The organism is Sedimentitalea todarodis (assembly GCF_032595355.1).
In the GTDB taxonomy this organism is placed as follows: domain Bacteria; phylum Pseudomonadota; class Alphaproteobacteria; order Rhodobacterales; family Rhodobacteraceae; genus Sedimentitalea; species Sedimentitalea todarodis.
In genome coordinates, this window is sequence record NZ_JASMWN010000015.1 from 24,654 (window position 1) to 36,736 (window position 12,083).

Sequence of the window (12,083 nt, forward strand, 5' to 3'; positions counted from 1 at the left end):
TGATCGAAAGCCACTTGTTCAAAGAACAATCCGAGGGATGGAGGACACCAAATGAAAGACCTGAGCCCGGCAAAAGCTGATCTGGATCCTATTGAAATCGCCAGCCGTGACGAAATCGCGGCACTGCAACTTGAGCGGATGAAATGGTCTCTGCGACACGCATATGACAACGTGCCAATGTATCGCAAACGCTTTGACGCGGCGGGGGTACATCCCGATGACCTCAAAGTTCTGAGTGATCTGGCCAATTTCCCGTTCACCTACAAGAACGACCTGCGCGACAATTATCCGTTTGGGCTGTCTGCCGTACCCAGGAACAAGTTGGTGCGCATCCATGCCTCTTCGGGTACGACCGGCAAGCCAACGGTCGTGGTTTACACAAAAAATGACATCGAGGTCTGGGCCGACACACTTGCGCGCAGCCTGCGGGCGTCTGGATTGCGGGCGGGGGATATCATTCACAACGCATACGGATACGGTCTCTTCACCGGCGGGCTTGGTGCCCACTACGGCATCGAAAAGCTGGGGGCTGCCGTTGTGCCGATGGGTGGCGGCCAGACCGAAAAGCAGGTTGGCCTGATCACCGACTTTGAACCCCAAGGGATCATGGTCACGCCGTCCTATATGCTCAATATCCTCGAAGGTTTTCACAAGGCCGGGATTGACCCGCGCAGTTCATCGCTGCAGGTGGGCGTCTTTGGGGCCGAACCGTGGACCAACGCGATGCGCAAAGAGGTTGAAGAAGCCTTCGACATGCATGCTGTCGACATCTACGGGCTGAGCGAGATCATGGGCCCTGGCGTGGCCAACGAATGCGTCGAAACCAAGGATGGCCTGCATGTCTGGGAAGACCACTACTACCCCGAAATCATAGACCCGGCGACGGGCGAGGTTGTTGAGGACGGGCAGGAAGGCGAACTGGTCTTTACCACGCTGACCAAGGAAGGCATGCCAATGATCCGTTACCGAACACGCGATCTGACCCGGCTCCTGCCCGGCACCGCACGGAGTATGCGGCGGATGGAGAAGATCACCGGTCGATCCGATGACATGATCATTCTGCGTGGTGTCAACGTCTTTCCGACGCAAATCGAGGAACAGGTCATGGCCACCGGTGGTCTTGCGCCCTATTTCCAGATCGAGCTTTACAAGGCCGGTCGCATGGATGCGCTGAGGGTCTTTGTCGAAGCCAGTCTGGATGCGACAGATGAGTTGTCCAAAACCGCAGCAGCCCGTATGCTGACCAAGCACATCAAGGATATGGTCGGGATCTCCACTGAAGTGGTGGTGGGTGAGCCGGGCTCTGTTGCGCGTAGTCAGGGTAAAGCCGTCCGCGTCGTGGACAATCGTAACAAGGAATAGTCGTGTCGCGTCCCATTGCAAAAGACCACGATGCAAAACGGACCCACATTCTGAAAATCGCTGCCCGCGTGTTTGCCGAACAAGGCTTTGCGCGGGCGTCGATGTCTCAGGTGGCGAAAGACTGTGGTATCTCGAAAGCCAACATCTATCACTACTACAGCAGCAAGGATGCGCTGCTCTTTGACATTCTCGATAGCTATCTTTCGGCGCTTCGAGATCGCATCCTGGGAATCGATATGGCGGGGCTTGACCCATCCGATCAATTGGGGCGTGTCGTGGTTGAAACGCTGCGTGCCTACGAGGGTATGGATCATGAGCACAAGATCCAGATTGAAGGCATTCCGCTCCTGCCCGAAAACCAGCAGAAAATTCTCAAGGCCTACCAGCGGGATCTGGTGACGCAGATGAGTGAAGTTGTGTCAGGGATTGCGCCCGAAGTGTTCGAGGACGACTCGGGCAAATTGCGCGCCACCGTGATGTCGATTTTCGGGATGCTGAACTGGTTCTACATGTGGAACAATCCCGCTGATCAGGACTCTCGGGAAAGTTATGCCAAGGTTGTGACCGGGCTCACATTGACGGGTGTGCGCGGCCTCTGAATGCCGCCCGCCCGCCTGTCTATCTCGCTCAGGACACGGTCGAAGAGGCGGGAACCGCAGCGATGTTTGGGGTATTCGCGCTTTCCGCCTCAGCCGCCGTTGCGCCTCTTGGAACGCACTCGCCTCGGTGTATTTCCGAAATACGCAAGTTTTGCGCGTTTGCCATGTCTCTGGCTTTGCAATGGGCCATCAAACGGGAACCTCTCTGAGAGTGAGCGGCAATGTCAAAGACAAATGACTGGCAGTTTGTTGAAAATACGCAATCAGACGCATTCGATGATCAAAGCTGTGCCCTGGCCCACACCGACACACATGGTGCAAAGAGCATAGCGCCCGCCGGTGCGTTTGAGATGATGCGCCGCTGTCAAGACAAGGCGTGCGCCGGACATCCCAAGGGGGTGACCAATCGCGATGGCACCGCCAAGTGGGTTCACTCTCGGATCGTCATCCGCCACGCCAAGCTGCCGCAATGTGGCGAGGCCCTGTGCAGCAAACGCTTCGTTCAATTCTATCACATCCATCTGTTCGATGGTGAGGCCCGTTCGGTTCAGAACTTTCTGGCTCGCAGGTGCCGGGCCGATCCCCATGATACGGGGCGCAACGCCGGACGAGCACATGCCAACAACCCGTGCCATTGGCGTCAACCCATGCGTTCTGGAGGCTGTTTCAGAGGCAATCAGGATTGCAGCCGACCCATCATTCACACCGCTGGCATTGCCGGCGGTGACCGTAAGGTCAGGGCCATTTACCCCTCTCAGCCTGGCCAGCTTCGCCTCGTCGGTGCCGGGGCGAGGGTGTTCGTCGGTGTCGAAAACAACCGCATCGCCTTTGCGTTGTGGCACCGATACTGGGACAATCTCATCGCCAAATAGGCCCGCTTCGTGTGCAGCCACCCAACGCGCCTGTGACCGGGCCGCAAAGGCATCCTGATCTTCGCGGCTGATATCGAACTCGGCGGCAACGTTGTCTGCGGTTTGGGGCATGGAATCGACGCCATATTCGGCCTTCATCTTCGGATTGATGAATCGCCAGCCGATCGTAGTGTCATAGACCACATTGGACCGCGTGAACGCTGTATCTGCCTTGGGCATCACAAACGGGGCCCGGCTCATGCTTTCGACACCACCCGCAATGGTCAGGTCATAGTCACCTGCCTTGATCCCGCGTGCGGCAAAGCCGACGGCATCCATCCCGCTGGCACAGAGCCGGTTGACGGTCGTGCCCGGAACATCTTCGGGCAGACCCGCGAGCAGCGCAGCCATCCGCGCAACATTGCGGTTGTCTTCTCCGGCCTGATTGGCAGAGCCGAAAATCACTTCGTCAACCGCTTTCCAGTCAACATCAGGGTTGCGCTCAACAAGTGCCGCAATCGGCAATGCCGCAAGATCATCAGTGCGAATAGACGACAGCGCACCGCCGTAGCGTCCGATCGGGGTGCGAACCCCATCACAAATCAAAGCGTCCACCGGGGATCCTCCTGAGAATTAATCGACCGTATGGTCGGCTTATGTTACAAGAGAGATTCGATCAAGAGAAAAGTTACATGCAAGGTGTCATCAGAAGAGTTACGTAACATTATTAGATTTAGGTGATCCGCTCTGAAGCGCGAATCGGACAGACCTGAACAGAAACCTCTGTGCCGACCGGTGTGAATTGAACGCGCCGAACGTCTGCTCAAGCAATGCGGCCGGTTTTCCGACGCTGCCGCCCGGGTGCGAACAACGTCGGCCGGGCAGGCATATGGGCATTGCTATGCTTGCAAAGCCGACGTGTCACGTGCGTCTAATGCCCACTCGTGGAACGTCCGAATACTCTCGGTGGTTGAACTGGACGATTTCAGCCTGGTCAGCAAATAGTAGTCATGATCGTTCAGCACCGTGCGGTCAGAAAGAGGGATCAGCCTGCCTGCATCGATATCCGGACGAATAACCGACAGCGCGCAAAGCGCGATTCCCTGCCCCGACAACGCCGCCGCGCGCAGTAGGTTGAAGTCTTCGAAGACCGGACCGGCGAGTTTTTGCTCGCTCGTATGGCCGGCCTGCCGCAACCACTCCTGCCAGCCAGACGCATCCCCGTCGTGCAAGAGACCAAGCGACAGGAAATCTTCCGGGGTCGAAGGCGCATGCCCGTGCCGGTCCAGAAGCACAGGGCTGCAGACCGGACCGCTTGCGCCGGGAAGGAAGAACCGGCTGTCCACGTCGAGCAGGTGCGGGAGTCTTTCGGCAAAAACAAAAGCGATGTGAACGTCGCGAAAGTTAATCTCCCGACCGTGCAGCGCGTAGATCACCTGTACTTCGATGTCCGGGTGTGCAGCCCGGAAACTCGACAGCCGGGGAATAAGCCAGCACATTGCGATCGATGGAATGGCCGCTATGACAATGGGTTGCTCTATTGCGCTTGAACCTGCGCGCCGGCAGGCGGCTTCAATCTCCGTGAAAGATTCCGACAATGCCCGTGCCAGGTCCTCACCATGTGGCAACAAAAGGGTGCGGTTGCCCTTGCGTTCGAACAGACGCCGACCGAGCCAATCTTCCAGATGACGGACCTGGTGGCTGACCGCAGATTGCGAAACGAAAAGCGCATCGGCCGCGGCTCGAAAGGACCCCGTACGTGCCACAGCTTCGAATGTGCGCAGAGCGGTCAGGGGAACAGTGGGCATGGCTTGCCAAAACAATAGGGTGAATTTGATTCATGCTGGCATGAAAAACCATCTGTTGACAAGCACCCATTTCGTCACCGATTGACCGCGCAAATGCGTCGCCTGTCCCGATAGGCCAACACAATGGAGATCACGATGAAGCGCGAGAGATTTCAGGACTATACAAACAATGGTGACGCGGCATCGCAGACGTTTTCAGCGGCCGAGATGCAGCGGAGGCTGGATGATATCCGGGGCTACATGGTCAGGGAAAGCATAGATGCTGCGCTGTTCTCGTCCTATCATTGCATCAACTATTATTCGGATTTCCTGTACTGCTATTTCGGTCGTCGTTACGGCCTGTTGGTTGATCACAACATCTCTACATCCATCAGCGCCGGCATTGACGGTGGCCAGCCCTGGCGTCGGACGTTCGGTGGTCGAAACATCACCTACACGGACTGGCAGAAGGACAACTATTTTCAAGCTATCCGCAAGCTGACGGGTGGCGTCAGGCGTCTTGGGATCGAGTTTGATCACATCAGTATCGACACATTGAACCTGCTCAAGACCGAATTCCCGGAGATGGAATTCGTTGACATCGCCGCAGCGTCGATGCGGCTTCGGATGATCAAATCAGCCGAGGAAATCGCCCATATCGAAAAGATGACCCGCATCGCCGATATCGGCGGGGCGGCCTGTGTTGAAGCCATCGCCGTTGGCGTGCCCGAGCACGAAGTTGCGCTACACTCGACCGCCACAATGGTGCGCGAGATTGCCAAGGTCTGGCCGGATGGGGAGTTGCTGGATACCTGGACCTGGTTCCAGTCGGGCCTGAACACCGATGGCGCGCACAACCCCGTGACAAGCCGCAAGATCGAGAAGGGCGATATCCTGTCGCTGAACTGCTTCCCGATGGTTGCCGGCTACTACGTGGCGTTGGAGCGCACCCTGTTCGCCGAAGAAGCGAGCGACGCGCATATCGCCATGTGGAAAGTCAACTGCGCGGTCCATGACCGTGGCAAGGAACTGCTGGTGCCGGGGGCCAAATGCTCCGTCATCGCCAAGGAACTGAACGCAATGTATGCCGAACAAGACCTGCTTCAGTACCGCAGCTTCGGTTACGGCCACAGCTTCGGCGTACTCTGTCACTACTACGGTCGCGAAGCAGGTCTGGAGCTGCGCGAAGATTGCGACACCGTTCTGGAGCCGGGCATGGTCATCTCAATGGAACCGATGATCACGATCCCCGACCATCTGCCTGGCGCCGGAGGATACCGCGAGCACGATATTCTGGTGATCACAGACGACAACAACACAGGCAATCGTAACATCACCGGATTTGCCTATGGTCCAGAACATTTGATCGTGAAGAAAAATGGCTAGCGCCCTGGTCAGCAAAGCTCACCGGGCCTCGGCCCGGTGAATGTCTCGATCGTGACGATGAATACGAACATTCTCGACCAGATCGCCCATCGTGTGTTCTCCCTCATTGGGCGGCGCTCGGTTTCATGTGGCTGTGCGGCGTTGGATCAAGCTGGACGCCCGGGTGGTCTCTTGACCTGTCGGCAGGATCACCAGTCAGAGGTTATTGACGGATCAGACCGGATTTTATCTTAACATCTTCATCCTCATCCTCATCTGCATGGAAATCGATGCTGGACACTGGAACACCTTGGGAAAAAAGGCGCGGGTGTTCATTCGACCACCTCTTCTTTCAGGCGCAGTCCTTGCAGGCCCATCGCGTCTGATTGGTTGACGGAGTGCGTGCCGCCATCAACAGCGGTATCTGCACTTTTCATCCAATTCAATTGAGAGGACAGCCGCAAAGCATCAATTTCTTCCGGTGCGCGGAGCCGTCCTGTCCGTTCGGAATTTGGCTATTCTGGCGCCAATCGCCTGTTGGACATCGCCACGATTTCCGGTGGCAATATCGCCCGGGCTCAGTGAGTTTATCCGAAACACGCAGTTCAGCATCGTTTCGGCTTCGGCGAGGGTCTACACGCTCATGGCTTCGCTGGTCAGGCAAAAGCAACGCATTGCATCTATCTGTTCCGCCATGACAAAATCCACACGCTGATCGGGGCGTGTCAGATGAGACAGCTGTCTCGCTTGCGATGCTGACCGCTTCGTTGAGATTCATCTTGGTGAGTTGATCCAGGATGCAGCTAAGCCTGGACGCAAACCTGTCCGATTTCTCGGGACCCCTTCAGAACTGGGTGCGACACTGTTTTCCAGCATGCCGCTTGGTGTTGGAATTTGTGTATATTTTGTGGGATTTGTGTTTGTATGAGTGCTTGATATGTCCGGGTGTTGAAACTAGAAAAGTTGCATGTTTTTCCGATTATTGCTGGACGTTTCATGATAACGATTTCTCACCGTGGGTATTGGAAAACAGCAACGGAAAAGAACACGGGCCTCGCTTTTGACCGGTCATTTTCGCTCGGTTTCGGCACCGAGACCGACCTGCGTGATCTGGATGGGGGGTTGGTTGTTTCGCACGATCCTCCGGCGGCGGGTGCGATGCCGGCGGAGGAGATGTTCGCCCGGGTTGCGGCGCATGATCCGGGGTTGCCGATGGCCCTTAATATCAAGGCCGACGGGCTGCAGGAGATGGTCTCGGCGGGTGTCGCGCGGCATGGTCTCACGGGGTGTTTCGTGTTTGACATGGCGGTGCCGGATGCGGTGCAGTGGCTGAAGACCGATATCGCCGTCTTTACCCGTCATTCGGATGTGGAAACGGTCCCGGCGCTGTACGATCAGGCCGCGGGCGTCTGGCTGGATGCGTTCCGGAGCGACTGGTGGGACATGGACGTCATCGCCGCGCATCTGGAAGCCGGCAAACGCGTCGCGGTGGTCTCGCCGGAACTGCATGGCCGCGATCACACGAAGATGTGGACAATGATGCGGGATTCACCAGTTTGTCTTGGCAATGATGTCATTCTCTGCACGGATATTCCCGAAACAGCAAAAGAGTTTTTAGGGTCATGAAGATAGAAGCGGTTGTTTTCGATATGGACGGGGTGCTGATCGATGCCAAGGACTGGCATTATCATGCGCTGAACCGGGCCCTGGAGCATTTTGGCTATACGATTTCCCGGGCCGATCACCTGTCGACCTTTGACGGGCTCCCGACGCGCAAGAAGCTGGAGATGCTGAGCCAGGAGCGGGGCCTGCCGCGGGGCCTGCATGAATTCCTCAACCAGCTCAAACAGAAGTACACGACGGACCAGGTGCACACCTCCTGCCACCCGATCTTTGTGCATGAATATGCGCTCTCCAATCTCAAGGCGCGTGGCTACAAGCTGGGGCTGGCGTCCAACTCGGTGCGCAACTCGGTCGAGCTGATGATGGAGAAATCCGCCCTCGAGCCGTATCTCGACGTGATGCTGTCCAACGAGGACGTGAAGAAACCCAAGCCCGATCCGGACATGTATCTCACCGCGACGCGGATGCTGGGTGTCGATCCCGCAAACACCCTCGTGGTCGAGGACAACGAAAACGGCATCAAGGCGGCGAGGGATGCGGGATGCCACCTGCTGGTGGTCCAGAGCGTCTATGATGTGCAGCTCGATCGCATTCTCGATGCGATCGCCCGGGTGGAGGGTCAGGCATGAAAATCGTTATTCCCATGGCAGGCTCGGACGAGCGCTTCAAGCAGCATGGTTTCCCGTTCGCCAAACCGGTGGTTGAGATCGACGGCCGGCCGCTGATCGAACATGCCCTCGACTGCCTGCGCATGGCGCCCGAGGCCGATTTTACCTTTGTCATCCGCAAGGAGGACGACCTGCGGTTCCATCTGCGCGACGTGCTGCGCCTGCTCGCGCCGGACTGTACGATCATCACCGCCGACGGCGAGACCGCGGGGGCCGCCTGCACGGTGATGCTGGCGGTGGAACAGATCGACAATGACGAGGAGCTGCTGATTGCCAATGGCGACCAGATCCTGGGGTTTGACCTGAACGCCGTGGTCGCGGACTTCCGCGCGCGCGGCCTGGATGCGGGCACGGTGGTCTTTGACAGTGTCCATCCCCGCTGGTCCTTTGTGAAGACCGATGCTCAGGGCCAGGTGATCGAGACCGCCGAAAAGCGCCCGATCAGCCGCAACGCCACGGCGGGCATCTACTATTTCAAGAAGGGATCGGACTTTATCGCCGCGACCAAGGCCATGATCATGAAGGGGGCCAGCGTGAATGGCGGCTATTTCGTCTGTCCGGCCTTCAACGAGCTGATCCTGAAGCAGAAGAAGATCGCGGTTCACGAGGTCGAACGCGATCAGTATATCTCGCTTGCCACGCCGCAGGCCGTGGAGGAATACGAGCAGGTTCTGCTGGCGCGAAAACGGGGTGGCTGAGATGAAAACATACCGACTGGACGACATGACCAAGGGCTGGTTCGTGGGCAACTTCGACCCCGCCGTTGTGAAAACCGACGCGGCAGAGGTCGCGGTCAAATCCTACGCGGCGGGCGCCGTCGAGGCGAAGCATTATCACAAGGTCACCCCCGAAGTGACGCTGATTGTCTCGGGCTCGGTGCGGATGAACGAGGATCATTACGGCGCGGGGGACATCATCCTGATCGAGCCCGGCGAGGCGACCGATTTCGAGGCGCTCAGCGATGTGACCACCGTCGTCGTCAAATTGCCCAGCGTCGCGGGAGACAAGTACCTATGCTGAACATCGTTGTCCCGATGGCGGGCCGTGGCAGTCGCTTTGCCAGGGAAGGCTATGAGCTGCCCAAGCCGCTGATCCCGGTGCAGGGCTATCCGATGATCCAGGTGGTGATCGAGAATCTGCGCCCGGCCACGCCGCACCGGTTCCACTTTCTGATCCTGCGCGACCATGACGAGACCTATGGTCTGGCCGACAAGCTGCGCGGCTGGGCCCCTGGCTGTTCGATTGCCTTTGTCGACGAGGTGACAGAGGGCGCCGCCTGTACCGTGCTGCTGGCCCGGGAGGCCATCGACACGGCGGATCCGCTGATGATCGCCAATTGCGACCAGTATATCGATGCCTCGATCGACGCCTATCTGGCGGACATGAAAGACGCCGATGGGCTGATCATGACCATGTGGGCGGATGACGACAAATGGTCCTTTGTGCGCCGCGACGACAGCGGCCGCGTGGTGGAAGTGATCGAAAAGGTCGTGGTCTCGGACGAGGCGACGGTCGGGATCTACAATTTTGCCCGCGGGGCCGATTTTGTCCGCGGCGCCGACGCGATGATCGCCGCGGGCAACCGGGTGAACGGCGAGTTTTACGTGGCGCCGGTCTACACGGCCTTGGCCGGGGAGGGTGCCGAGATCCGCTGCCATTCCATCGGCAAGGTGGGGGCGGGCATGCATGGCATCGGGGTTCCCGATGATCTGAAGGCGTTCGAGGCAAGCCCGGTTTCTGCAAAAGCGGTGGCGCGCCTGCCGTCGTCGACCTAGGAGCTGCTGTCTTGACCGATAGGAATCTTCTGGTCCGGGTGGGCAACAAGGTTGCGCAGCGGATGCTGGACAGCTCGATCCGCTGGCTCAACAAACGCTCGGACCAGTACACGACCTACCGGCAGCGCCCGAAGTTTGCGCGCGATCTGGGCACCCGGGGCGACCCCATGCCGACCATGGAGCCGATGGCGATTGTCATGCAGGGCCCTCTGCCGGTGCCCGACGACTTTACCCGCGAGACCTTTGCCATCTATCGCCGTCACATGCCGGACGTGCGGCTGATCCTGTCGACCTGGGCCGACACGCCGGAAGACCATCTGGCGCCCCTGCGCGCCCTGGGTGTCGACCTGGTGCTGATCGAGAAGCCCGAAAATCCGGGTCTCTTCAACGTCAACATGCAGCTGGCAAGCGCCGGCGCAGGCATGCGCAAGGCCGTCGAAGAGGGGGCCGTCTGGGTGCTGAAGACCCGCGTTGACCAGCGGCTCTACAATCCCAATGTCATGGCGGAACTGGCGATGATGGCCAGGACCTTCCCGGCGTCGGGCGGGTTCGATCAGAAGTACCGCATCTTCGGCCTTGGCTATGGCTCGCTGAAATACGCGACCTATCACGTGACGGACCAGACCGTGTTCGGCCATGCCGATGACATGCTGAAATACTGGACACCGCCGTTGCGCGACGACGAGGCGCCCGCACATTTTCCATCGAGTGCGCATGATATCTATACCCAGATCCCGATCGGAGAAGAAGTGCGATATGCCGCGCCCGAGACCTATATCGCCGCGCAATACCTGATGCGGATCGGCCGTGATCTGGACTGGACGATCGAGGACACCTGGGCGGCCTTCCGCGATTGTTTCTGTTTTGTCGACTACCAGAGCACCGATTTCTTCTGGCAGAAAACACAGACCTGGACCCGCCTGGAGCTGTTGCATCGCTATGACGTGGTCTGGACGCGGCATGAAATGACCTTTGCGCACTGGATGCTGCTCTATTCCGGGGCGCTTGCCCCGCAAGCGGCCGCGCGCTATGAAGGGGCCCTTGATCAGCTCTTCATGAGCCCGATCGACGTGGCGCACTGAGGACCCCGGAAACATGAAGCTGGATCCAGCCGGTATCGCAGCGGTGCGGACGCATCTGCTTGGCCCGGACGGTGCATCGTTGATCGACTACATGTTCCGCCTGAACACCGGGGGCGATGTCTCGGCCGTCTCCGGCGACACGCGGGCAGCATCGCGCGACCTTGGCTGGACCGACGCGGCTGACCAGCTGACCGGGATCGGCAGTTTTGCCGCCGACAGCTGCCGCGAATACGTCTTCTGGACAGAGCGCGACCGGGACCTGCCGTTCAAGGGCATTGGCGGGCTGACCCGGGAGTATTTTGCCGGCAAGGCGGTGGTTGAGGTCGGCGCGGGCATGGGTGCGAACCTGATGTCGCTGGGCGCGACCGTAACGGATCTGTCCGGAGTGGAACCGCTGGAGATATACTCCCAGATGGGGGGCATCCTGCGCGAACGCGAGGGCCTTGCGCCGGTCGATGTCCGAACCGGCAGCGGCGAGCAGATCCCCTTTCCCGACGGCCGCTTTGACGTCGTGCTCTGTGTCACGGCGCATCAGTACATGGACATCTGCCCGGCCCTGAAAGAACTCGCGCGGGTGCTGAAACCCGGAGGCGAGCTGATCATCATCGGCGGCACATTGGATCGCTATGTCAAGGATGCGATGGCCGCATTCCCCGCAAACCTGAAGGCCCATGTCATCACCGTGGTCAACACCCTGGGCTACACGGCCCTGCGCCGCCGGATCATCCCGGGACGCGGCGCGGCGACAACCAGCCGACCCATCTACCCACTGCCAGCAACCATGCAGCGATGGATGCAACAGGCCGGCCTCCAACCCAAATCACCCCTGCTCAAGGTCGACACCGAAACCATCTTCCAAAGCAAACGAACCCAACAAATCAACCAATAGACAACAGAAAAAAGGCCGGGCGTATTACGGCGTGAACCTGCCGTCGTTTGAATGCGCATGCGGCTCGACGCGCTCGCCAGCT

General features: G+C 58.8%; 12 protein-coding genes. 10 read left to right on the forward strand and 2 right to left on the reverse strand.

Annotated features, from left to right (window positions below; genetic code table 11):
- Nucleotides 1–51 precede the first annotated feature (51 nt).
- Together paaK and QO231_RS17000 are read left to right on the forward strand one after the other, a co-directional pair.
- Nucleotides 52–1,362, forward strand: coding sequence for a phenylacetate--CoA ligase PaaK (gene paaK / locus QO231_RS16995; RefSeq protein WP_316779077.1), 1,311 nt, complete (start codon nucleotides 52–54; stop codon nucleotides 1,360–1,362).
- A gap of 2 nt (nucleotides 1,363–1,364) precedes the next feature.
- Nucleotides 1,365–1,961: a TetR/AcrR family transcriptional regulator gene (locus QO231_RS17000; protein WP_316779079.1), complete on the forward strand. Its 597-nt coding sequence runs from the start codon at nucleotides 1,365–1,367 to the stop codon at nucleotides 1,959–1,961.
- A 263-nt stretch (nucleotides 1,962–2,224) separates the two neighbouring features.
- Here the strand turns inward: QO231_RS17000 and pcaF are convergent, their stop codons facing one another.
- Together pcaF and QO231_RS17010 are read right to left on the reverse strand one after the other, a co-directional pair.
- Complete coding sequence (pcaF, locus tag QO231_RS17005) at nucleotides 2,225–3,427, reverse strand: 3-oxoadipyl-CoA thiolase (protein WP_316779082.1); 1,203 nt, start codon at nucleotides 3,425–3,427, stop codon at nucleotides 2,225–2,227.
- Between the two features lie 284 nt (nucleotides 3,428–3,711).
- Nucleotides 3,712–4,620 carry a LysR family transcriptional regulator gene (locus QO231_RS17010; RefSeq protein WP_316779084.1) on the reverse strand — a complete coding sequence of 303 codons (909 nt, stop codon included), beginning with the start codon at nucleotides 4,618–4,620 and terminating at the stop codon, nucleotides 3,712–3,714.
- Between the two features lie 135 nt (nucleotides 4,621–4,755).
- Between QO231_RS17010 and QO231_RS17015 the strand changes: the two genes are divergently transcribed.
- From QO231_RS17015 to QO231_RS17050, 8 genes are all read left to right on the forward strand, one after another.
- The gene (locus QO231_RS17015; protein WP_316779085.1) at nucleotides 4,756–5,985 is read left to right on the forward strand and encodes an aminopeptidase P family protein; all 1,230 of its coding nucleotides are present in this window, start codon (nucleotides 4,756–4,758) and stop codon (nucleotides 5,983–5,985) included.
- Nucleotides 5,986–6,960: 975 nt separating this feature from the next.
- A complete protein-coding gene (locus QO231_RS17020; RefSeq protein WP_316779087.1) occupies nucleotides 6,961–7,590 on the forward strand; it encodes a PI-PLC domain-containing protein in 630 nt (209 codons plus the stop codon).
- Entirely contained in the window at nucleotides 7,587–8,216 is a 630-nt protein-coding gene (locus QO231_RS17025) for an HAD family hydrolase (protein ID WP_316779090.1), read from the forward strand. The genes QO231_RS17020 and QO231_RS17025 overlap by 4 nt, the downstream gene beginning before the upstream one ends.
- A complete protein-coding gene (locus QO231_RS17030; protein WP_316779092.1) occupies nucleotides 8,213–8,953 on the forward strand; it encodes a glycosyltransferase family 2 protein in 741 nt (246 codons plus the stop codon). The genes QO231_RS17025 and QO231_RS17030 overlap by 4 nt, the downstream gene beginning before the upstream one ends.
- Before the next feature lies 1 nt (nucleotide 8,954).
- Nucleotides 8,955–9,275, forward strand: coding sequence for a cupin domain-containing protein (locus QO231_RS17035; RefSeq protein WP_316779095.1), 321 nt, complete (start codon nucleotides 8,955–8,957; stop codon nucleotides 9,273–9,275).
- A complete protein-coding gene (locus tag QO231_RS17040; RefSeq protein ID WP_316779098.1) occupies nucleotides 9,269–10,030 on the forward strand; it encodes a glycosyltransferase family 2 protein in 762 nt (253 codons plus the stop codon). Before QO231_RS17035 ends, QO231_RS17040 begins: the two co-directional genes overlap by 7 nt.
- Nucleotides 10,031–10,041: 11 nt before the next feature.
- Nucleotides 10,042–11,112, forward strand: coding sequence for a WavE lipopolysaccharide synthesis family protein (locus QO231_RS17045; RefSeq protein WP_316779100.1), 1,071 nt, complete (start codon nucleotides 10,042–10,044; stop codon nucleotides 11,110–11,112).
- Between the two features lie 13 nt (nucleotides 11,113–11,125).
- Nucleotides 11,126–12,001: a class I SAM-dependent methyltransferase gene (locus QO231_RS17050; protein ID WP_316779102.1), complete on the forward strand. Its 876-nt coding sequence runs from the start codon at nucleotides 11,126–11,128 to the stop codon at nucleotides 11,999–12,001.
- Nucleotides 12,002–12,083: the final 82 nt, after the last annotated feature.

What these genes read in the sequence shown, in the direction of transcription:
- QO231_RS17010 (WP_316779084.1), bottom strand. Translation starts at nt 4,620, where the DNA reads ATGCCCACTGTTCCCCTGACCGCTCTGCGCACATTCGAAGCTGTGGCA.
- paaK (WP_316779077.1), top strand. Translation starts at nt 52, where the DNA reads ATGAAAGACCTGAGCCCGGCAAAAGCTGATCTGGATCCTATTGAAATC.
- QO231_RS17040 (WP_316779098.1), top strand. Translation starts at nt 9,269, where the DNA reads ATGCTGAACATCGTTGTCCCGATGGCGGGCCGTGGCAGTCGCTTTGCC.
- QO231_RS17030 (WP_316779092.1), top strand. Translation starts at nt 8,213, where the DNA reads ATGAAAATCGTTATTCCCATGGCAGGCTCGGACGAGCGCTTCAAGCAG.
- QO231_RS17020 (WP_316779087.1), top strand. Translation starts at nt 6,961, where the DNA reads ATGATAACGATTTCTCACCGTGGGTATTGGAAAACAGCAACGGAAAAG.
- QO231_RS17035 (WP_316779095.1), top strand. Translation starts at nt 8,955, where the DNA reads ATGAAAACATACCGACTGGACGACATGACCAAGGGCTGGTTCGTGGGC.
- QO231_RS17015 (WP_316779085.1), top strand. Translation starts at nt 4,756, where the DNA reads ATGAAGCGCGAGAGATTTCAGGACTATACAAACAATGGTGACGCGGCA.
- QO231_RS17050 (WP_316779102.1), top strand. Translation starts at nt 11,126, where the DNA reads ATGAAGCTGGATCCAGCCGGTATCGCAGCGGTGCGGACGCATCTGCTT.
- QO231_RS17025 (WP_316779090.1), top strand. Translation starts at nt 7,587, where the DNA reads ATGAAGATAGAAGCGGTTGTTTTCGATATGGACGGGGTGCTGATCGAT.